The organism is Colwellia sp. Bg11-12 (assembly GCF_014076955.1).
Classification (GTDB): Bacteria; Pseudomonadota; Gammaproteobacteria; order Enterobacterales; family Alteromonadaceae; genus Colwellia_A.
In genome coordinates this window covers 59517-81059 of the sequence record NZ_JACGUZ010000059.1, presented here as the reverse complement: position 1 = coordinate 81059, position 21543 = coordinate 59517, and the positions used below count along the sequence as shown (strand labels likewise).

General features: G+C 37.1%; 19 protein-coding genes and 1 pseudogene. 5 read left to right on the top strand and 15 right to left on the bottom strand.

The window, feature by feature from the left end; all coding sequences use genetic code 11:
• Positions 1–2 precede the first annotated feature (2 nt).
• The 3 genes from ubiD to trxA all read right to left on the bottom strand — a co-directional run bounded on the left by ubiD (position 3) and on the right by trxA (position 3444).
• Positions 3–1505: a 4-hydroxy-3-polyprenylbenzoate decarboxylase gene (gene ubiD, locus H4J39_RS06300; RefSeq protein ID WP_182226586.1), complete on the bottom strand. Its 1503-nt coding sequence runs from the start codon at positions 1503–1505 to the stop codon at positions 3–5.
• Between the two features lie 140 nt (positions 1506–1645).
• Complete coding sequence (gene rho, locus H4J39_RS06295) at positions 1646–2905, bottom strand: transcription termination factor Rho (protein WP_182178659.1); 1260 nt, start codon at positions 2903–2905, stop codon at positions 1646–1648.
• A 212-nt stretch (positions 2906–3117) separates the two neighbouring features.
• Positions 3118–3444, bottom strand: coding sequence for a thioredoxin TrxA (gene trxA / locus H4J39_RS06290; protein WP_182226584.1), 327 nt, complete (start codon positions 3442–3444; stop codon positions 3118–3120).
• A gap of 177 nt (positions 3445–3621) precedes the next feature.
• Between trxA and rhlB the strand changes: the two genes are divergently transcribed.
• Positions 3622–4884 (top strand): ATP-dependent RNA helicase RhlB, encoded by a 1263-nt coding sequence (gene rhlB, locus H4J39_RS06285; protein ID WP_182178663.1) that lies wholly within the window; start codon positions 3622–3624, stop codon positions 4882–4884.
• Positions 4885–4890: 6 nt separating this feature from the next.
• Entirely contained in the window at positions 4891–6426 is a 1536-nt protein-coding gene (locus H4J39_RS06280; protein WP_182226582.1) for a guanosine-5'-triphosphate,3'-diphosphate pyrophosphatase, read from the top strand.
• Here the strand turns inward: H4J39_RS06280 and H4J39_RS06275 are convergent.
• From H4J39_RS06275 to tatA, 7 genes are all read right to left on the bottom strand, one after another.
• Entirely contained in the window at positions 6423–7274 is an 852-nt protein-coding gene (locus H4J39_RS06275) for a DMT family transporter (RefSeq protein WP_182226580.1), read from the bottom strand. The genes H4J39_RS06280 and H4J39_RS06275 overlap by 4 nt on opposite strands.
• Before the next feature lie 98 nt (positions 7275–7372).
• On the bottom strand, positions 7373–8392 hold the full coding sequence (gene hemB / locus H4J39_RS06270) for a porphobilinogen synthase (RefSeq protein ID WP_182226579.1): 1020 nt from the start codon (positions 8390–8392) through the stop codon (positions 7373–7375).
• A 46-nt stretch (positions 8393–8438) separates the two neighbouring features.
• Positions 8439–9266, bottom strand: a complete 828-nt coding sequence (locus H4J39_RS06265) for a GGDEF domain-containing protein (RefSeq protein WP_259368772.1) — start codon at positions 9264–9266, stop codon at positions 8439–8441.
• Entirely contained in the window at positions 9263–10054 is a 792-nt protein-coding gene (locus H4J39_RS06260; protein ID WP_182226577.1) for a TatD family hydrolase, read from the bottom strand. The genes H4J39_RS06265 and H4J39_RS06260 overlap by 4 nt, the downstream gene beginning before the upstream one ends.
• Positions 10055–10075: 21 nt before the next feature.
• Positions 10076–10816 (bottom strand): twin-arginine translocase subunit TatC, encoded by a 741-nt coding sequence (gene tatC, locus H4J39_RS06255; RefSeq protein WP_182226575.1) that lies wholly within the window; start codon positions 10814–10816, stop codon positions 10076–10078.
• Positions 10817–10821: 5 nt separating this feature from the next.
• Positions 10822–11253, bottom strand: a complete 432-nt coding sequence (gene tatB, locus H4J39_RS06250) for a Sec-independent protein translocase protein TatB (protein ID WP_182226573.1) — start codon at positions 11251–11253, stop codon at positions 10822–10824.
• A 3-nt stretch (positions 11254–11256) separates the two neighbouring features.
• Positions 11257–11511: a Sec-independent protein translocase subunit TatA gene (tatA, locus tag H4J39_RS06245; RefSeq protein ID WP_182226571.1), complete on the bottom strand. Its 255-nt coding sequence runs from the start codon at positions 11509–11511 to the stop codon at positions 11257–11259.
• A 92-nt stretch (positions 11512–11603) separates the two neighbouring features.
• Here tatA and H4J39_RS06240 point away from each other — a divergent pair, with 92 nt between their 5' ends.
• Entirely contained in the window at positions 11604–12620 is a 1017-nt protein-coding gene (locus H4J39_RS06240; RefSeq protein ID WP_182226569.1) for a hypothetical protein, read from the top strand.
• A gap of 17 nt (positions 12621–12637) precedes the next feature.
• Here the strand turns inward: H4J39_RS06240 and H4J39_RS06235 are convergent, their stop codons facing one another.
• Both H4J39_RS06235 and rpoH read right to left on the bottom strand, forming a co-directional pair.
• On the bottom strand, positions 12638–15268 hold the full coding sequence (locus H4J39_RS06235; RefSeq protein ID WP_182226567.1) for an EAL domain-containing protein: 2631 nt from the start codon (positions 15266–15268) through the stop codon (positions 12638–12640).
• 292 nt (positions 15269–15560) lie between these two features.
• On the bottom strand, positions 15561–16424 hold the full coding sequence (gene rpoH, locus H4J39_RS06230) for an RNA polymerase sigma factor RpoH (protein ID WP_182178684.1): 864 nt from the start codon (positions 16422–16424) through the stop codon (positions 15561–15563).
• A 300-nt stretch (positions 16425–16724) separates the two neighbouring features.
• Between rpoH and H4J39_RS06225 the strand changes: the two genes are divergently transcribed.
• Positions 16725–17942 (top strand): EAL and HDOD domain-containing protein, encoded by a 1218-nt coding sequence (locus H4J39_RS06225; protein WP_259368771.1) that lies wholly within the window; start codon positions 16725–16727, stop codon positions 17940–17942.
• Between the two features lie 19 nt (positions 17943–17961).
• Here H4J39_RS06225 and ftsX read toward each other — a convergent pair whose 3' ends face one another.
• From ftsX to ftsY, 3 genes and pseudogenes are all read right to left on the bottom strand, one after another.
• Complete coding sequence (gene ftsX, locus H4J39_RS06220; RefSeq protein WP_182226565.1) at positions 17962–18939, bottom strand: permease-like cell division protein FtsX; 978 nt, start codon at positions 18937–18939, stop codon at positions 17962–17964.
• Positions 18932–19630: a cell division ATP-binding protein FtsE gene (ftsE, locus tag H4J39_RS06215; RefSeq protein WP_182226563.1), complete on the bottom strand. Its 699-nt coding sequence runs from the start codon at positions 19628–19630 to the stop codon at positions 18932–18934. The genes ftsX and ftsE overlap by 8 nt, the downstream gene beginning before the upstream one ends.
• A 73-nt stretch (positions 19631–19703) precedes the next feature.
• Positions 19704–20654 (bottom strand): annotated as a pseudogene (ftsY, locus tag H4J39_RS06210) (signal recognition particle-docking protein FtsY); the annotation flags it as partial.
• A gap of 304 nt (positions 20655–20958) precedes the next feature.
• On the opposite strand from ftsY, the gene rsmD reads away from it, so the two are divergent.
• A complete protein-coding gene (gene rsmD, locus H4J39_RS06205) occupies positions 20959–21543 on the top strand; it encodes a 16S rRNA (guanine(966)-N(2))-methyltransferase RsmD (protein WP_182226559.1) in 585 nt (194 codons plus the stop codon).

Below are 21543 nucleotides of genomic sequence, written 5' to 3'. Positions count from 1 at the left end.
TATTAATTTTTTTCATCAGAGGTTGGAAAAATATTGAGTTCATCCCAAATATTATCAACATCAGTTTTAATTTTTTCGGTCATCACAATAGGCTCACCCCATTCACGATTTGTTTCACCTGGCCATTTGTTTGTTGCATCCAGTCCCATTTTTGAGCCTAAGCCAGAAACCGGTGATGCAAAATCTAAATAGTCGATTGGCGTATTTTCAATTAATACCGTATCACGACTTGGATCCATTCGTGTGGTCATTGCCCAAATTACATCTTTCCAATCACGCGCATTAATATCATCATCACAAACAATCACGAACTTAGTATACATAAATTGGCGTAAAAATGACCAAACCCCCATCATTACCCGTTTTGCATGCCCCGCATATTGCTTTTTAATTGTGACAATGGCTAAGCGATACGAACAACCCTCTGGTGGTAGATAAAAATCTTGAATTTCAGGAAATTGTTTTTGCAAAATAGGGACAAAAACTTCGTTCAATGCCACGCCTAGAATTGCAGGCTCATCAGGCGGACGTCCCGTATAAGTACTGTGATAAATAGGATCTTTGCGATGTGTAATATGCGTTACTGTCATTACTGGGAAGTTGTCAACTTCGTTATAATAACCGGTGTGATCGCCGTATGGTCCTTCTGGAGCTACTTCTGTGGGGTCTAAATAGCCCTCTAAAATAATCTCAGCAGTGGCAGGCACTTCTAAATCATTGCTAATACATTTAGCTACTTCGGTTTTTGCGCCGCGTAATAAACCCGCAAAAGCATACTCTGACAAAGTATCAGGCACAGGCGTTACCGCACCTAATATAGTCGCGGGGTCAGCACCTAAAGCAACAGATATAGGATATTTTTCACCTGGATTTGTTTGTTTAAATTCTTGAAAATCTAATGCACCACCACGATGTGATAACCAACGCATAATAATTTTATTTTTACTGATTAATTGCTGACGATAAATACCTAAATTTTGACGTTCTTTATGAGGACCACGTGTAACTGTTAAACCCCAAGTAATTAATGGTGCCACATCTCCTGGCCAACATTTTTGAATAGGTAATTTTGTTAAATCAACGTCATCGCCCGAAATGATCTCTTGTTGGCACAACGGTTTTTTAATCATTTTTACCGGCATGTTAAGTACTTGCTTATAGACCGGAATTTTACTAATTGCGTCACGAAAACCTTTAGGGGGCTCAGGCTCTTTCAACATTGCCAGTAGTTTACCAACGTCACGCAGTGCATGCACATCAGGCTGCCCCATGGCAAGTGCGACACGATCAGGTGTACCAAATAAATTGGTTAAAACGGGCATACCATGTGGTACACCGTTTTTATCGACAGGATTTTCAAATAATAATGCTGGACCTTCAGCACGTAGAGTACGGTCGCTGATTTCGGTCATGGTTAAATCAGTAGAAATAGGTTGAGAAATACGTTTGAGCTGGCCTACTTTTTCTAACTGTTTTATAAAGTCTCTTAAGTCACTATATTTCATAAACTTTAATCACTTACCCGCTTAATAATTTGGCTTGATTTTCTAAGCAAAAACGCCAGAAGTTATTGCTAACGCTGGCGTTTATGTACAGGATGTACGGTATGTCGCAATCACACGAATGTGAATGAGCGACCAATAAACTATTTACGTTTCATAGAATCAAAAAATTCGTTATTCGTTTTAGTCATCGCTAATTTATCAATAAGAAATTCAATAGCCCCAACTTCATCCATTTCATGAACAATTTTACGTAAAATCCACATTTTTTGTAATTCTGCAGGTTTAGTGATCAATTCTTCGCGACGCGTACCACTGCGGTTAATGTTGATAGCAGGGAAAACACGTTTTTCAGACACTTTACGAGAAAGGTGTAATTCCATGTTACCGGTACCTTTAAATTCTTCGTAAATAACTTCGTCCATTTTAGAACCTGTTTCTACTAGCGCGGTTGCGATAATCGTTAAGCTGCCACCGTGTTCAATATTACGTGCTGCACCAAAAAAACGTTTTGGACGATGTAAAGCATTAGCATCAACACCACCCGTTAGGATCTTACCTGATGATGGAATAACAGTATTATAAGCTCGAGCTAAACGTGTAATTGAATCAAGTAAAATAACAACATCCTTTTTATGTTCTACTAAACGTTTCGCTTTCTCAATAACCATTTCAGCTACTTGTACATGACGATTAGCGGGTTCGTCAAAGGTTGATGCAATAACTTCACCTTTTACCAAGCGCTGCATCTCTGTTACTTCTTCCGGACGTTCATCGATAAGTAAAACCATCAACTCTGCATCAGGGTGGTTATGAGCAATACTTTGCGCAATGTTTTGTAGTAATAATGTTTTACCGGCTTTTGGCGGAGCAACAATTAAACCACGTTGCCCTTTACCAATTGGAGAAGCTAAATCTAAAACACGTGCGGTAATATCTTCAGTTGAACCATTACCACGCTCCATGATCAAACGCTCATCAGGATGAATAGGGGTTAAGTTTTCAAATAATATTTTATTGCGAACATTTTCAGGCTTGTCAAAATTAACTTCAGCGACTTTTAATAGGGCAAAGTAACGCTCACCTTTTTTAGGTGGACGGATTTTTCCATGAATAGTATCACCGGTGCGCATACTAAAACGGCGAATTTGACTCGGTGAAACATAAATATCATCAGGTCCTGCCAAATATGAAGAATCTGAAGAACGTAAAAAACCAAAGCCGTCTTGTAAAATTTCTAAAACACCGCCACCGAAAATGTCATTATCACCTTCTGCGTGGGCATTTAATATTGCAAAAATAATGTCTTGTTTACGGTTTCGGCCTAAATTATCAAGCTTCATGGATGTGGCAAGCTCAACAAGTTCGCTTATTGGTTTTTCTTTAAGTTCGATCAGGTTCATAGTGGGGTTCTTTAACTATTTATGTTGAAGTGAGTTTGCCTGTTGGCATCATTGAAATTGGAGTTTGGTTTGAAATGTAGTTCATTAGAAAGCTAAATTTAGCACTAAATTTTAATCAGGTAAAGGATCAAAATTTGATCTATTGGCTTTCTTCTTAATTATTAACGTAAATATACAAAAAAGGTTCGTAAATACGAACCTTTTTATCTAACTTATAAATTGTTATCAATAAACTCTTTTAATTGAGTTTTAGATAATGCGCCAACTTTAGTATCAGCGACAACACCATCTTTAAATAATAATAACGTAGGAATACCACGAATACCGTATTTAGGTGGTGTAGTAGAGTTTTGGTCAATATTTAATTTACCAACAGTTACTTGACCAGCATATTCTTCTGCTATGTCATTTAATAAAGGTGCAATCATTTTACAAGGACCACACCACTCAGCCCAAAAGTCTACTAATATAAGGCCTGAGGCGGTAATTACGTCAGTATCGAAACTGTCATCTGTTAACTGAACAATTTTATCGCTCATGTCTATCTCCGTTAAAGTGTGGCATTTTGCCAATTGCTGACGATTATAACGCCATCATAATGAATTACCAACTTTGATCTTATAACTGTTCGCTATTTGTAACATTAATTTATTATTTATGAATACATTTGCTCAATACCGTTTTTTATTAACTATATAACCTGTTAAGCTGTGCGCATGAATAAAACACACTTAACTGAAACTAAGTTCTCAGAACTTAACCTCGACACAAAAGTTGTCGCCGGTCTTGACGCCATGGGCTTTGAGTATTGCACTTCAATACAAGAGCAATCTTTGCCCATTTTATTGAAAGGTACTGATATTGCAGGCCAAGCACAAACAGGCGAAGGTAAAACAATCGCCTTTTTAGCTGCAACCTTTCATCACTTATTACAAAAACCAGATCCTAAGCATAATCAACCCCGTGCTTTGATCATGGCACCAACACGTGAATTAGCCGTACAAATTCATCGTGATGCGAAAGAGATGGCAAAAAGCACCGGATTACGTTTAGGCGTAGTGTATGGTGGTGAAGGCTATGAAAGCCAACGTTTAGAGCTTGAAGCTGGCGTTGACATTCTAATTGGTACCTGTGGTCGTTTACTCGATTACATGAAGCAAGGCATTTATAACCTTAATAACATTGAAGTTGTTGTGCTTGATGAAGCCGATCGCATGTTTGATTTAGGTTTCATTAAAGACATACGATATATGTTTAATCGCATGCCTGCTGCAACAGCACGTTTAAGTATGTTGTTCTCAGCAACTTTATCTTTTCGTGTTAAAGAACTTGCATTTGAACACATGAATGAGCCAGAAAGTGTTGAAATTGCGCCAGAACAAAAAACAAACACTCGTATTTCTGAAGAATTATTTTATCCTTCCAACGAAGATAAAATGGCATTATTACAAACATTAATTGAAGAAGAATGGCCTGAAAAAGCAATCATCTTTGCCAATACCAAACATGTTTGTGAAAAGGTGTATTCTCATTTAGAAATAGACAAAATCCGCGTTGGTTTATTAACTGGCGATGTACCACAAAAGAAACGTTTAAAAATTCTTGAGCAATTCAGTGCTGGAGAATTAGACATTCTTGTTGCGACTGATGTTGCTGCCCGTGGTTTACATATTCCTAGTGTTAGTCATGTCTTTAATTATGATTTACCTGATGATTGTGAAGATTATGTTCATCGTATAGGCAGAACTGGCCGCGCAGGCGCAACTGGACACGCTATTAGTTTTGCGTGTGAAGGTTATGTTTTTAACTTGCCTCCTATCGAAACTTATATTGAACATGCCTTACCGGTAAGTAAATATAATCCAGATGCTTTATTAACTGACTTTCCTACCCCTAAGCCTCGTCCTCGTCGCCATAAGCCTCAAAATGGTGGGCAAAATCGTGGTAGATCCGGTGGTAACAACCAGCGTCGGTACTAGCATAAAATGACGGTCACCCATACTGAGATTTCAACGCCTCTTTATGCGGTGATCGACTTAGGTTCAAACAGCTTTCATATGCTGATCACCCGACAACTGGCCAACAGTATTCAGGTAGTCGACAAAGTTAAGCGGAAAGTACGTTTAGCCTCCGGTTTAAATTCACATAATCAACTTAGCGAAACCGCTATTGCTCGCGGACTTGAATGCTTAAGCTTCTTTGCTGAACGCCTACAAGATATTCCCCAAGAAAATATTCGTATCGTTGCTACAGCAACATTACGTCTTGCTGCAAATCGCGATAATTTTTTATCACAAGCGAATAAAATCTTAGGCCATAAAATAAACTTACTCAGTGGCAAACAAGAAGCTGAGAATATTTATTTAGGTGTCGCACATACCAGCTTTGGTGCTAAACAACGCTTTGTTATTGATATTGGTGGAGCAAGCACTGAACTTATTTTAGGTGACGGTTTTATTACCAAACAAGTTGAAAGCTTAAATATCGGTTGTGTCACCTTTAATAACCGCTACTTCTCTGATGATAGGTTATCTACTAAAAATTTTTCACACGCTATTTCTGCTGCAAAAAAAACGATTGCGCCTTTCATTACACCTTTTAAAAACACGGGCTGGAAGTTAGTATTAAGTGGCTCTGGTACGATGCAAGCGCTTACTGAAATTCAACAGCACAGCCATAAAACAACCGGAATTGACTTACTTTTTTTACAAACGATTCAACAACAATTAATTGAATGTAAAACGATGAGTAAGATTAAAATTGATGGGCTTACCCGGGATCGTTCCCCTGTAATAGCCAGTGGTGTCGCTATATTAATAGCACTTGTTGAAAGTTTTTCCATTGAAAAAATTCAACTATCAAGTGGCGCGCTTCGTGAAGGTCTTCTTTATAGCATGCTCCCTGAAAATACTGACGTCGATATCAGGCAAAACACCATTAATTCTCTTACTGAGAAATTTCATATTGATAGCCAACACGCCAAACGCATAAAAAAACAAGCGACAAGCTTGTTTCACACCTATAAAGTTTTTTGGGAATTAGACGAGAATAACAGCTTAGCTATGTTAAATGCGGCAAGTGACTTACATGAGATTGGGTTGTTATTAGCTTTTAAACAGCATCAACAACATGGTGCTTATATATTAAAGAATGCTGATTTACCCGGTTTTGATCAAGTTGAACGGCAGTTATTAGTCGCCTTAGTCTTGTTGCATAAAGGTGAGATTGATCTTGAACTGCTGAGGAGTCAAACAGGGGTTAGCTTTCAACAAGCGATATATCTTTTGGTGATATTACGCTTAGCCATTATTCTTTGTCGACGCCGTAAAGATGATGCATTACCCGAGTATCAGACAACTATTATTAAAAATAAAGAGGGTGAAATTATTAATTTATGTTTGCCAACAACATGGCTTGCACAACATCCACTTATTGCTGACGAACTTCTACAAGAAAGCGTTCATTTAAAACAGGTGAACGTATCGCTGAATATATTTTGTGAAACACTCGATAAGTCTTAACGATTAGTTCTAGTTGCCCAAACATTAGTAAGAATTACTATTCCTCCGCCAATGACCATCATTAACGTTATTTTTTCTTCTAAAAGATAATACGCTGCTATTGAACCATATATAGGCTCTAAACTTACCGCAATACTTGCTGTTTGCGCTTTAACAACTTTTAATGAATGATTAAATAATGTGTGAGCAACAGCGGTAAAAACGACGCCTAAAATAATTAAAACAGATAACTGCTGTAAGGATATGGTGATCGGATACAAAAACATTAAAGGTAATAAGCAGATTGTTGCCGAGCCATTCTGATAAAACGCAACTTTTTTAGCCGATATTTTAGCAACAAATTTTCGGTTCAATAATGTTAGCAGAGCAAAGCTAAGTGCTGATGCCATTCCCCATATAACGCCATTAATATCGCCAACACTTAAGTGACCCAATGGTAAAATAAATAAGATACCGACAATAGTCAATAAGGCTTGTATTAGCGCCTGATAATGGAATTTTTCCTTGAAAAACAAAGGTTCTAAAAAACTAACAAAAACAGGGAAGCTTGCAAAAGTGATCAGACCTATTGCAACACTCGATACTTGAATAGCATAAAAAAAACTCCCCCAATGAAAAGCGAGCACTAATCCGGTAAAGGCGAGCGGAAGCAGTAATGAGTTTTCTACTTTTAATGACTGCTTTTTAATGAATAAAACAAAGAGGGCAATAGCCACTGCAGCAAAGACCGCACGACCAAAAACAATATGACTAGCGGGCATATTAAGCCATTTGGCAAAAAGACCCGATATAGCAAAAAGAAAGACCGCGCTATGAAGTGAAAATAATGACTGTTTGTAGCTGGGCATTAATGCTCGATTTGATAAAAATAAGACGACTTATTCTATCAGCTAAAGGACTTAGCCATTAGAACAAGTCGTTTGCCTATATATTTTTACTCAAAGAATTATTGTTCTTTCAACCAGTAAGCAACTTTCTTGGCAAAATAAGTTAAAATACCATCTGCTCCTGCGCGTTTAAAGGCTAATAATCCTTCCATGACACAAGGTTTTTCAGCTAACCAACCGTTTTGAATAGCGGCCATATGCATGGCATATTCACCACTCACTTGATAAGCATATGTTGGTACTTGAAAGGTATCTTTTACACGACGGACAATATCTAAATAAGGCATACCCGGTTTTACCATCACCATATCAGCACCTTCGGCAATATCTTGAGCCACTTCATGTAAAGCTTCGTCGCTGTTTGCAGGGTCCATTTGATATGAATACTTATTGCCCCCTTGAATATTACTGGCAGAACCAACGGCATCACGAAAAGGACCATAATAGTTAGAGGCATACTTCGCTGAATAAGCCAAAATACGCGTATTTACAAAACCTTTATTTTCTAACTCTTCACGAATAGCACCTACACGGCCGTCCATCATATCTGAAGGAGCAACAACATCGGCCCCGGCTTGTGCGTGTGATAACGCCTGCTTTACTAAAATTTCTTTAGTAATATCATTTAATACATAACCTTCATCTTTACCCTTTTCACCAAGAATACCGTCTTGGCCATGCGTCGTGAATGGGTCAAGAGCAACATCGGTTATTACCCCTAATTCCGGAAACTTAGCTTTTAAAGCACGAACAGTTCGTTGAGCTAATCCCTCAGGGTTATAAGCTTCTTCAGCCATCAATGACTTTTTATTAGCAGGGGTGACAGGGAAAATAGCAATGGCTGGTATACCTAAATCAACTAACTCTTGTGCCTCTTCCAATAATAAATCAATGCTTTTACGTTCAACGCCAGGCATAGAGTCAATGGTTTCGCGCTGATTTTCACCCTCAAGTACAAAAACTGGATAAATGAGATCATTAACCGTTAATTGGTTTTCTGACATCAAACGACGCGAAAAGTCATCGCGGCGCATTCGGCGCATTCGACGGGCGGGAAATTGTCCAAAGGCATTACTCATAGCCATATTCCTAAATAGTTAAATAAGTGTGTTGATTAACAAAAATTTACGTTGAATGTATTTCTGCAAAACCTTGTTGCTTTACTTGATTGCGACCATTATGTTTAGCTTGATACAAAGCCTTATCCGCCGCTGCAAATAAGTGTTCTAGCTGTACATTTTTTTGTTGTAAATAGGTGCTAATACCACAACTAATGGTTAACTTTATGGTGCTGTTATTGTAGTTAATTTGACAATTAGCAATACTTTCTCTTAATTCCTCAGCAAGCGCTAGCGCACCTTTGCTGTCGGTTTCGGGTAATATTAAGCAAAACTCTTCGCCACCATAACGACAGCTAATATCTGCACTGCGTCGTAAACACTCTTTGATACAAGTAGAAACAGCCACTAAACATTCGTCACCCGCTAAATGACCATATTTATCATTTACTTTTTTGAAATGATCTATATCAATAACCACTAAACTTAACGGGGTTAAATTACGGCGACTTCGTCGATATTCAGCAAGAATTTTTTGATCATAAAAACGGCGATTATATAAACCAGTTAGGTCATCAAGGGTATTTTTTTCTTGAAGCTCTTTATTCATTTCTTCAAGTTCTTGCAATGCTATATTGAGTTCTAAAGTACGTTCTTGTACTTTACCTTCTAATTCGTCGTGTTCTTCCATAGGCTGATTTTCAGCACTATCGAGAACATGATTTGTGACTTGCTTTTTCTGTTGGAGGCTTAGCAACAACGTGATAAATGTCAGTATAAATATCGATAAAGCTATCCATGAGAACTGCAACGCGACGTTTATCAAAGCTAACACTACAGATAGAAGGGGGATGATAAAAAGAGGTGCCATTAAGCGATTAAGTCGTGTGATCATTTTTGCTCGCCTAAGTTGAAAACTTTTCGAGCATTTTCACTACTGACCTTAATAATCTCGTCAATACTGCATTGGTACAATTCAGCAACTTTTTCTATAACATGAGGTAGGTAACTTGGTTCATTTCGGCTACTTTTTGGTTTAGGTCTAATGGTTCTAGGCGTCAAATATGGCGCATCTGTTTCAATCATTAAACGACTGAGAGGGATCGATGGAATAAGCGCTTGTAATGACTTTCCACGACGTTCGTCACATACCCAACCGGTAATGCCTATATACATGCCTGCCGATAAGCATTGATCTAATTCATCGCCATTGCCAGTAAAACAATGAGATACCATCGCGGGAACAGAGTTTAGATAAGGCGAGAGTAATTGAAACCATGCAGAAAAAGCATCGCGCTGATGAAGAAAAAGGGGAAGCTGAAGCTCTGCTGCTAAAGAAATTTGCTCAGCAAATACTTTTTCTTGTTGCTTGGGAGCAGAAAAATTACGGTTAAAGTCTAAGCCACATTCACCAATCGCTTTTACGGCTTTATTTTCGGCTAAGGCCCTAATTTCTTCTAGGTAGGTGTCACTAACATTGTCAGCATCGTGTGGGTGAACGCCGGCTGTAGAATAGAGATAATCAGGATACTGTTCAGATAATAACGCCGCTTTATGGCTTTCAGAAATATTTGTTCCTGTTACCAACATAGCCTTAATTCCCGCAGACTTAGCGCGCACAATTAAGGCATCACGGTCTTTGTCAAAACGCGCATTTGTTAAATTAACGCCAATATCTATCATTAGCTATCCAATTTCATCAAACTAAGTTTCTTCTGAGTCGTTTTTTTTCTGATATATCGCAGCTATAAATACACCTAATTCAAACAATAACAACATAGGTACGGCCAGCAAAGTTTGCGAAATAATATCAGGTGGTGTTAATAACATACCGACCACAAAAGCACCAACAACCACATAGGGCCTTTTTGCCTTTAGGCTGTCGGGATCCGTAAAACCCGTCCAACACAGTAGAATAATAACAATGGGTATTTCAAAAACGATACCGAAGGCAAAAAATAATTTTAGAACAAAATCTAGGTAACTGGTAATGTCGGTAGCAATATTTACCCCTTCTGGGGCTACAGAGGTAAAAAAAGCAAATATTATCGGAAAAACGACATAATACACAAAAGCAATCCCACCATAGAATAACAAAGTACTGCCAAACATCAGCGGGATAACTAAGCGTTTTTCATTCTTATATAGTCCAGGGGCAATAAAAGCCCAAATTTGATAAAGAATAAAAGGCATAGCAATAAAAATAGACAGTACCATGGTCAATTTAAAAGGAGCAAAGAACGATGAAGCAACATCTGTTGCGATCATTTGTCCACCTTCTGGTAAAGTTTCCATTAAGGGTTTAGAAACATATTCATAAATTTCATTAGCGAAATAGAATAAACCTAAAAAGACAACCAATACTCCCACCACAACGTTTAATAGTCGGCTGCGTAATTCGAGTAAATGATCAAATAAAGTGTAGCTACTTGCTGAAGAGTTCATGCGTATTACTTTTTATTTGCTAATGAAGATAAAGATGAAAGGTTAGCAGTGACTTCTGTCTCTTTTATTACCTGATCATTCTTTTCGATGTTTTCTGGCACAGTATTTTCTGGAGAACTATTTTCAGGTTCTTTATTTTTATCCAATTGATAAGGACGATTAACCATTTCAGCGGCTTCTTGTAACGTTTTTAAAGACTCTGCAATTTCAGGCGATAAGTTTTTCATATCTGCTTGTTCTGCTTTTTTTAAATTAGCATGCAGCTCTTGAATACGTAATTCTTCAGTAAGCTCAGTTTTTACGCTGTCACTGAACTTACGTACACCACTTATCCAACCTCGTACGGTTCTAATAGCAACGGGTAAACGTTCCGGCCCTAAAACGATTAAACCAATTATCACAATCAATGAAAGTTCCCAAAAGCCAATATCAAACATAAATTACGCCTGATCTTTTTCTTTTGTCGTCACTTTCTCATCAGTTTTTTTAACGTTCTCGTCAGCCATGGTAGACTTATCAACAATGTTTTCTGAGGTTTCTTCTTCTTTTTTAGCGGCGCTATCAGTCATCGCATTTTTAAAACCTTTCACGGCTGAACCTAAGTCACCACCCAAATTACGTAATTTTTTTGTGCCGAATAACAAAACAATAATAACCGCAACAATTAATAATTGCCAAATACCCATATTTCCCATGATAAACCCCTATTATTTATAATGGATTCATTATAAAGTTTTAATATGAAAAATCATCCTTTGATAGATAAAATAATGCGATAGGACAAACTTTGCAGAAAAAGCACCTTGTTTACCTGAGTTGCTTCTTGTTGATCAGCGTTACATTCATTACTTTTCAGAGTAATGCTGCACAAGATCAAAACATGGACAGTGAAAGACAAATAGAAAAACCTTCCAAACAGCCAAAAAGGCCTGTTATAAACACACTTGAGCAAGAACATTGGAGTCAAGAAGTACACGACACTATCGCTAACTCTGTTTATCAATCAGCGACTTGGTTCGATAGTTTTTTTACCGATATTGATAGCCAACAAATTGAACCTAAAGCAACAGCGAAAATACGTTTTGGTTGGATACCCAAAGCACGTAATTTAGCTGAATTCGATTCTCGCTTTAGATTAAAAGTAAAATTACCACATTTTAAAGACAAGATGAGTTTGATCCTTTCAGATGAAGATGATGTTGAAGATAGTCAACTGCCACTAGATGGAATAGGTACTCGTCCTGAAATCAATGATGAAAGCTTCGCTGCAGCACTGCGTTATGTTGTTGAAAAAGAGAGTGACAGCTTAATAGACACTCGGATCGGTATTTCTGGTGGAGATATTTTTGCAAAAGTACGCCAACGCCACTTATATACATTCAATGAAAAGCATGGTGTTAAAGTCGAACCTTCAACCTATTATTTCTTAGATGATGGTCTAGGCGCAAAATTATTTCTTGAATATAATTACCAGCATGATGAAAAGTCTCAGTATAGAATAAATTACAGTATTCGTGGTTCTCAATCGTTTAGCGGCATTCGTTGGAAGCATGGCTTTTATTATTTAAATCAATTAGATAAAAACACAGCTTCAGTCACTGGCTTGCAAGTTGAAGGGGAGCGCAATGGTGAATATGGATTTTTCACTGATAAATATACGTTAAGTTATCGCTATCGATTTAATGCTTTACAAAAATGGTTATATTTCGAAGTCGAACCATTTTTAGAGTGGTCAAAAGATGACAGTTACACCACAACACCTGGTATAGCACTTCGCATAGAAGGTTTTTTTAGTAAGAAATAGCTCGTCATTGACAAAAACTAAGCACTGGCTTTAACAATAACTTCACTTTCATTGATTATTCGTGGCATTTTTATTGGGCGACTAATATGATAGCCTTGGCCAAATTCACAACCAACGTTCTGCAGTTTTTTCAACATTTCTTCTGACTCTATCCCTTCTGCTACTAAGTGGTAACCAAAGTTGCTACCTAAGTCATGCAGCGCCTTTACCAGAGACAAGTTTTTATCGTTTGTATTAAGTGTACGAACAAAGCTTCGGTCTAATTTGATAAACTCAAAAGGATAGTTATGTAAGAAGTTTAATGACGAGGACCCCGCACCGTAATCATCTAACGCAAGTTTCACACCAAAGTCTTTTAATCGACGTAAGTTTTTCAGCGCTAATTCACTCTGCTGAGCAAAAGCTGATTCATTAAATTCGAGAATTAAACGATGAGGCTCAATGTTAGTGTCTTTAATTTGATTGATCAGTTTATTAAGCTGATTAGCCTGTGTTAAATGACGTCCAGACAAGTTAATGCCGATAAAAGCATTATAATAGTCTTTACTTTGTTGCCAACTTTTCAATTGCTCACTGACTTCTTTAATTACCCAAGCATCAATATCTAATATCATGCCTGTTTCTTCAGCCATGTATAAAAACTCACTTGGCGTTAATATCCCTTTAGTCGGGTGCTGCCAACGTAATAACGCTTCAAAACCAATCGTATTAGTGAGTGATAAATTTGAAATTTGTTGATAGTGAAGTTCAAACTGACCTTTGGTAATAGCAACACGTAATTCTTGTTCTAAAGTCATGCTAGCAATGAGTTGTTCTCGCATGCTTTCATCAAAAAAGACATAACGACCACGTCCTAAATTTTTAGCTTGATACATGGCAGCATCAGCATCACGTAAAATCTCATGAGAATCTTTATAATGACTACTACATTGTGCAATACCGATACTCGCGTTAGAGTAAAGTGTATGGCCACCTAAACTAAAAGGTTTAGCTATTGCGGTGATAATACGCGAAGCAACTTCTTCAATATCTTCTTGTAACTGCAAAGAATCAAGCAAGATAACAAACTCATCACCGCCTAAGCGCGCTAAAATATCATTATCTCTTACACAGTCTTGCAACCTAAGCGCAATTTCGATGAGAAATTTATCGCCTGCGTGATGTCCAAGTGTATCATTGATCATTTTAAAACGATCTAAATCGATAAACAATACGGCAAAACGTTGATCAGGGTGACGTTTTAAATGTCGCAGTGAATAGCTCAACCTGTCTGAAAACATAGCTCTATTTGGTAGTTTAGTAAGCCCATCATGATGAGCTTCGTAATAAAGTTGTGCTTCTGCTTTTCTTCTTTCATCGATTTGCATGCGCAAATTTAGATTACTTGCCTGTAATTCTTGTGTGCGTTGATTAACTGTTTTTTCTAATGCTTCATTATTCATTTTAATTTCAGCTTGAGAACGTTTACGTAAAATAGCTGTATCTACATGTTGGCTAATAAAGCGTATTAATTTTAAATCACTCTGTTGATAAGCTTGCGAGTCCTGGTAATGCTGAATAGCTAAAATGCCAAAGATTTTTCCATCAACCATCAAAGGTGCAGCAAGCCATGCTTGTGGCATTTTATTTTTAGGGTAATCTAGTGTCAGGGGCTCGCTCCTTATTTTACCTTGTTCAGATAAATAGAAGACTTCACCTTCTGAAATTAACGTTGGCGAAACGGCCTTTATCGCTAATTCTGTCAAGCCAAAACCTAACATTCTAGGAAGAGGAGAAGACACTCTTTCATCATCATAGTATGGAAAAGTAACGATTGAATGCTCTTTATCATCGTTATCATCTAAAAGAGCAATATATAAATTTTTTGCGGGAAGTAATGTGTTGATTTCTTGATGTATTGCGCGATAAAAGCAGTCTATATCTTGTGAGTTAGCCGTTATTTCTGAAATTGATAACAATGCTTTGTGCATTTTTACTACTTTTTTACGTTCTGTAATTTCAAGTTGTAACTGTTTGTTGGCTTCTGTGAATTTTTGTGTTCTTTGAAGAATACTTTCTTCTAATAATTCACGACTACGGACACGGTCAATAGCAGTAACCAAGTGAAGCGCAATAAATTCAAGTAACTGACAATCGTGTGCATCAAAATAAAGTTTATCATCGTAACTTTGCAAGGCAAGAACACCAATAACCTGATTACCTCGTCTTAGTGGCACACCTAACCAGTCGACACACGATGATCCATATAAAAAAATATCTCCTGACTTCGCCAGTGCTATACGTTCTTTGGCAGAACAATGCATCGATTTTTCATTCTTAAAAACGATACCTGTTAAGCACTTTCGCCAATCAGCCACTTTTAAATGATCAAGTAAGCGGATTTCTTCAGGATTGTGGCAATGCGCAAGTTCTAGATTCTGATCTGTATTAAGGAGGGTAATATGAAAACTATCAGTCGTTAATAAAGTTTTAATGACCGATTTAAGCTCAGCGTAAAAGGCTGCCATATCGGTAACTGTGCTTGCCAATTCAGACAATTGCAACAAACCCGACTGCATAACTTTAACCTGACGATACTTTTTAAGTAAGGACCTTAATTTAGGAAGCTGACGTAATGCCAGAATATCTTCCTTTGCCTTCGATTCCATCTAGGCGATTCCATATCTAGTTATTAGTATTATTTTTAGGCTGTTAGTCTACCAAATTAATATCACTTGGCTAGTAACTTTATTGGAATTATTAATATCAATTCGGTATGTGTATGTTTTTCATACACATTAAGTCGGAAATAATACTATTATTATCAATAACATATAGTTAGAACAGTCATATTGACTAGCACAAGCCCTATATAACGTCTTAATAAATATAGTTATTGAAAGTTCAGCCATAAAAAAACCGACTTTCGTCGGTCTTTTATGGCGTGTTGTATAACAAATACTAAGCAGCCATAGAACCTTTAAGCTTGTTAAGGGCATTTTTTTCTAACTGTCTGACACGCTCTGCTGAAATATGGTATTTATTTGCCAAATCTTGCAAAGTGGTTTTATCTTCAGTTAACCAACGAGTTCTTATAATATCTTGGCTACGCTCATCCAAAATGACTAAAGCATTAGATAAACGTTTGTTAGCATGGGCCGAATGATTTTCATCTTCAACCTGAACAGCGAGATCTGACTGATGATCTTCAAGATATAATGCTGGCGAATAGCCACCACCCGCTGAGTTATCAACATCATCAGATGACAACTCAAAAGCTTGATCTTGATTACTCATTCTAGATTCCATCTCTAAAACATCTTTAGGTGTAACGCCGAGTGTTTCTGCAACATTATTAATTTCGTCATTACTAAACCAACCTAAACGTTTCTTATTTTTACGAAGATTAAAAAACAATTTACGTTGTGCTTTAGTCGTTGCTACTTTGACAATGCGCCAATTGCGTAGAACAAATTCATGAATTTCGGCTTTTATCCAGTGAACAGCAAACGATACTAAGCGAACACCAACTTCTGGGTTAAAACGTTTAACCGCTTTCATCAAGCCAACATTACCTTCTTGTATCAAATCAGCTTGAGGTAAACCATAACCTGCGTAACCTTTGGCGACATGAATAACAAAACGCAAGTGCGACATAATAAGTTCTTGTGCCGCTTGCAAATCATTTTCTGAATATAAACGAGTGGCGAGTTCATTCTCACGCTGCGCAGTAAGCATTGGTATACTGTAAGCAGACTGCATGTAAGATTCAATACTACCGCTACGTGGAACCGTTAGCGCCATTGATTGTATCGGTTTACTCATTTTAAAAACCTCTCTTTATCGCTCTTTAATTACTCTTAAAAAATTCTTAACTTTCTAGCTCGCTATAATAGCATACATCGACCGTGTAGGCGAGCAACGCATCACACATTACCTTACAACACAAGACGAAACAACTCAGTCAAACAAATTTATCTGTTTTTTTTGTGTATATTTGTTAACATAAAACATAGTGAAAACATTAATAGTTACAAAACAGTAACTTAACTTACAATTAACAAGAATATGAACATTACGTTAAGTATTTAATTAGCTTCAAAACAAACTTAAGAAGGTTATAATTTGTACTCATATGTCGCTCGTCAGCCAATCTTGGATATTGCACAGAATATAGTTGCGTATGAGTTGCTGTTTCGTGACGGCAAAAGTAACAGCTTTCCGGATATAGATCCAAATCAAGCAACCTCTAATATACTAACCAACAACCATTTAGCGTTAGGTTTAGAGCAAGTAACCGGTAACTTACCTGCTTATATTAACTTTCATGCAGATACATTAATTTTTCATTTTCCAAGCTTTCTTGATCCCAAAAATGTTGTATTAGAGATTTTAGAAGACGTACCTGTGACCCCTGAACTTTTATCAGCCTGTAAATCACTTTATGAAAAAGGCTATAAATTAGCCTTAGACGATTTTGATTTTGATGAAAAATGGGAAGCATTTTACCCCTTTATTGATATAATTAAAATTGATGTACTACAGTTTTCTATTTTAGAGATTAGCAAACTTGTTAGAAAAATCAGTGAACTAGACGTAACGTTATTGGCTGAAAAAGTAGAAACGTCACAGCAATTCGAAAAGTTAAAAATGCTTGGCTTTACGCTTTTTCAAGGTTACTTTTTTGCTAAGCCAGAAATGCTAAAACAACGAAAAATAACCACTGCAAAACAAAATATTCTTGAGCTAATTAGCCAAGCAAGCCAAATTGATTTAAATATTAACAAAATCAGTGAAATTTTTGCTGTTGACCCTGGCTTAACCTATAAACTATTACGTTTTATCAATAGTCCTACCTACGGTAGTAGCCAAGAAATAACATCATTAAAACATGCTCTCGCTTATATTGGTCAAGCGGAGTTGAAGAAATTTATTGCCTTGTTGGCTTTATCTGACTTGAGTTCAGATAAAAACACAGAAATTATGCGTCTATCTTTAGCAAGAGCTAAATTCTGTGAACAAATCGCACTTTGTCGCTTTGAAAGTGAAAACCCACCTAAAGCTTTTTTAACCGGTATATTATCATTAATTGATGGTATTTTAGATCATGAATTAGAGTATGTACTAGGTGTTTTACCTATCCATGAAGGTATAAAGGCGGCATTAAGAAACGAGCAAGGTGATCTCGGTAATTATCTGTCGCTCGTTAAACATATTGAGCAAGGTTTGTGGCAAGAAAGTGAAAAGATTGCCCATAAACTAGAAGTTGACTCTAACATTTGTTTTGAAGCCTATATTAAATCACTTTCTTGGGCAGACGAAATGTTAGCTTGTGCCACTTAAAAAGAGTGGTTAGCTTTTATTAATCAGCTGTCGGTTCTATTGCTCGAATGTGTTTGCGTACTGAAATATAGCTTCCTGATAAGCCAAGGATAACGGCAAAAAATATCAGTGTCATTGCTTCTGAAAAATTTAAACCACTAATAATAAAGTTACTGTGATATAAATCAGTTAATTCAGAGAGTGCACCTGATAAATATCGCGCTAATACAGCAACACAAAACCATGTAACAACGCCGCCTAAAATTCCATACCAAGCACCGGCATATAAAAAAGGCCGCTGGATAAAGCTATCTGTTGCGCCGACAAGCTTCATGACTGCAATAGCATCTTTTTGACTTAAAATAGCTAAACGTATGGTATTACCAATAATCAGTACTACTGATAAACACAGTAATGCACCAATACCGACAACAATATCTTCAATTAATTTTGCGATGGCCTCTAGTCGAGTGAGCCATTCAAGATCTAATTTACCTTGCTGAACTTCTCGCTCTTTTTCTAATTTTAATAACAACTCACCTGCAGCTTGTGTTTGACTTGCTCGATTTGTTGGTGTGACGAGGAGTGTTGCAGGGAGAGGGTTTTTATCTAAATATTCTAACGCCTGCCCAAAGCCAGAGAGTGCTTTAAACTCTTTTAACGCTTGTTCGGCAGAAATATAGGTTACCTTGGAAACTTCAGGGTAAAGTTCAATTCGATGTATTAAGTTTTGTGCTGATTTATCTGTCACTGATAACTTTAAAAATAAGCTAATTTCTGAAGCGGTATCCCACTGTTCACTAATCGCTTTAGCATTTTTAACAAATAAATGTAATGTGGCAGGCAAAGTCAAACTTATGCCTAAAACTAAAACAGTCATTACGGAAGTGAAGGGGGTACGCCATAAATCACCTAAACTACCTACCGCTTGTTGTATGTGCCGAATGAATCGCGCTGTTATCTTTGCTGATAAAGGCAGTTTCTGTGAAGGCTGTCCAAAGCGAGAAGGTTCATTCATTATTTTCATTCCTAACTTGTAAACCTTCGATAATACCATCGGTGATCATCGAACCTTGTTTAAGTGTTAGCGTTCGGTACTTCATTCGAGCAATAAGCCCAAGATCATGCGTGGCAATAAGTACAGTAACCCCAAAATCATTAAACTCTTCAAATAAACGAATAATATCTAATGAAAGTTTAGGATCTAAATTCCCAGTAGGTTCATCGGCAAGAAGAATTAAGGGTTTATTCACTAAAGCTCGTGCAATTCCCACCCTTTGCTGCTCTCCACCTGAAAGCATATTAGGAAAACAACGTAATTTATCACTCAAATGTACTTTGTCTAAAGCGGCTTCAACTCTTTTTCGCGTTTCTTTATGACTGTAGCCTTCAATAACTAAAGGTAAAGCCACATTATCAAAAATAGTTCTATCCATTAACAGATTATGGTTTTGAAAAATCATTCCTATTTTGCGTCGAGCATAAGGGATATCTTTATACTTGATATTCGATATTTCACTACCGTTAATTTGGATTTTACCGCTCGTTGGTTTTTCCATTAAGCTCATTAGCTTTAAAAGCGTGCTTTTTCCTGCACCTGAGTGTCCTGTTAAAAATGCCATCTCACCCGAAGACAATTCAAAGCTGACATTTTTAAGAGCTAAAAATCCGCCTGGGTAGGTTTTACTGACATTGTTAAAGCGGATCATAAAATAGTTACACTCTTACTTTTGTTATTATTCTTAATAGTTTGATCGGACATCAAAAACTATACCGTAAATGTTATGGTTCTTGAGTGAACAAAGCGTCAATAAAATCATTACCATTAAACGGACGTAAATCATCAATACCTTCACCAACACCTAAATAACGAATAGGTATGGCATGTTTATCCGCAACAGCAAAAACAACACCACCTTTAGCCGTTCCATCAAGCTTGGTTATTGTTAAGCCCGTTAAACCAACCGCTTCATTAAATAATTTCGTTTGACTCAGTGCGTTTTGCCCCGTGCCTGCATCGAGAGTCAACATCACTTCATGGGGAGCTTTATCGTCAATTTTTTTCATGACACGCACCACTTTCTTTAATTCGTCCATTAAGTGACTCTTGTTCTGTAATCTACCTGCAGTATCAGCAATCAGTACATCGACACCACGCGCCTTAGCTGCACTAATAGCGTCAAAGATCACAGAAGCACTGTCTGCGCCCGTATGTTGAGCAATGACCGGAATGTCATTACGCTCTCCCCATACTTGCAATTGCTCAACAGCTGCCGCTCTAAAAGTGTCGCCTGCCGCTAGCATTACTGATTTACCTTCAGCTTGAAACTTTTTCGCTAGCTTGCCAATAGTCGTCGTTTTACCGACACCATTGACACCAACCATTAAAATGACATAAGGACCAGCATCATTATCAAGCACTAACGGCACACTAACGGGCTCGATAATTGTCTTCAATTCTTCTTTTAGTAAGTCGTATAACGCTTCAGCGTTTTTAAGCTGTTTACGTGATGCACTTTCTGTTAACGATTTAATAATTTTAGTGGTGGTTTCAATACCAACATCTGCCAATAACAAGTGAGTTTCGAGCTCTTCAAATAACTCGTCATCAATTTTTTTACCACTGAATAAGCTAAATATTCCACCACCGATATTTTGTCGGGTTTTAGTGAGGCCTTGTTTTAAACGAGTGAAAAAACCAGTTTTAACTGGCTCTGGCTCTGGCTCTGGCTCTGCAAGTATATTTTCAGGACCAACTTCAACAATAGCAAGACTTTCACCTTGATTTTTGTCAATTATTTTTTCAGAAACATCGCGTGTTTCTTCTGAATTTTCAACTGCATCAGTAACTTCTTCAACAACTTCTTCTTGCTGCTGACGCCCCAAACCTAACCAGGAAAACATACCTTTTTTCTTCGACATAACAATAAATTCTTCTCTGACCATCATTTTGATGGCAATAGTTCACTAAACAAGGATAAAATCATCGCTATAGTAGCACCTAAAAACAATACAAAAAACAAAAGCTGAGTAAGATATGAACAAACAACGTAAACAATCAGCAAAACCAAACAATAAGGGCAGTATTCGCATTATTGCCGGTTTACATCGAGGTAGAAAGCTTCCTGTTTTAGTGGCTGAAGGTTTAAGACCAACGACTGATAGAGTAAAAGAAACTGTATTTAATTGGTTAATGCCCTTTATTCAAGACAGCATCTGTTTAGATTGCTTCGCAGGATCTGGTGGTCTAGGTTTTGAGGCATTATCTAGGGGAGCGAGCCATGTTAACTTTGTCGAGTTGAACAAATTTGCCGTTCAACAATTAAAAGAAAATCAGCAGCTACTAAAAGCAAATAATATTTCAGTCATACAAAGTGATGCTTTAAGTTTTATTCAGAACAATACGCAAAAATTTGATGTGGTTTTTTTAGATCCTCCTTTTCGACAAAATTTTATTGAGCAAACCGCTATTTTACTAAACGAAAAAAGCTTGGCTGATAATGCATTGATTTACATAGAGATGGAGAGTGAACAGAATAATCAAAAACTGCCATTAAATTGGAAATTATTGAAAGAAAAAATAGCGGGCCAAGTTATTTATCGCTTATATCAAAAAACGTAA

Excerpts from the sequence above, each read along its gene's own strand:
- ubiD (WP_182226586.1), bottom strand. The coding sequence starts at position 1,505 with ATGAAATATAGTGACTTAAGAGACTTTATAAAACAGTTAGAAAAAGTA.
- rho (WP_182178659.1), bottom strand. The coding sequence starts at position 2,905 with ATGAACCTGATCGAACTTAAAGAAAAACCAATAAGCGAACTTGTTGAG.
- trxA (WP_182226584.1), bottom strand. The coding sequence starts at position 3,444 with ATGAGCGATAAAATTGTTCAGTTAACAGATGACAGTTTCGATACTGAC.
- rhlB (WP_182178663.1), top strand. The coding sequence starts at position 3,622 with ATGAATAAAACACACTTAACTGAAACTAAGTTCTCAGAACTTAACCTC.
- H4J39_RS06280 (WP_182226582.1), top strand. The coding sequence starts at position 4,891 with ATGACGGTCACCCATACTGAGATTTCAACGCCTCTTTATGCGGTGATC.
- H4J39_RS06275 (WP_182226580.1), bottom strand. The coding sequence starts at position 7,274 with ATGCCCAGCTACAAACAGTCATTATTTTCACTTCATAGCGCGGTCTTT.
- hemB (WP_182226579.1), bottom strand. The coding sequence starts at position 8,392 with ATGAGTAATGCCTTTGGACAATTTCCCGCCCGTCGAATGCGCCGAATG.
- H4J39_RS06265 (WP_259368772.1), bottom strand. The coding sequence starts at position 9,266 with ATGATCACACGACTTAATCGCTTAATGGCACCTCTTTTTATCATCCCC.
- H4J39_RS06260 (WP_182226577.1), bottom strand. The coding sequence starts at position 10,054 with ATGATAGATATTGGCGTTAATTTAACAAATGCGCGTTTTGACAAAGAC.
- tatC (WP_182226575.1), bottom strand. The coding sequence starts at position 10,816 with ATGAACTCTTCAGCAAGTAGCTACACTTTATTTGATCATTTACTCGAA.
- tatB (WP_182226573.1), bottom strand. The coding sequence starts at position 11,253 with ATGTTTGATATTGGCTTTTGGGAACTTTCATTGATTGTGATAATTGGT.
- tatA (WP_182226571.1), bottom strand. The coding sequence starts at position 11,511 with ATGGGAAATATGGGTATTTGGCAATTATTAATTGTTGCGGTTATTATT.
- H4J39_RS06235 (WP_182226567.1), bottom strand. The coding sequence starts at position 15,268 with ATGGAATCGAAGGCAAAGGAAGATATTCTGGCATTACGTCAGCTTCCT.
- rpoH (WP_182178684.1), bottom strand. The coding sequence starts at position 16,424 with ATGAGTAAACCGATACAATCAATGGCGCTAACGGTTCCACGTAGCGGT.
- ftsX (WP_182226565.1), bottom strand. The coding sequence starts at position 18,939 with ATGAATGAACCTTCTCGCTTTGGACAGCCTTCACAGAAACTGCCTTTA.
- ftsE (WP_182226563.1), bottom strand. The coding sequence starts at position 19,630 with ATGATCCGCTTTAACAATGTCAGTAAAACCTACCCAGGCGGATTTTTA.
- rsmD (WP_182226559.1), top strand. The coding sequence starts at position 20,959 with ATGAACAAACAACGTAAACAATCAGCAAAACCAAACAATAAGGGCAGT.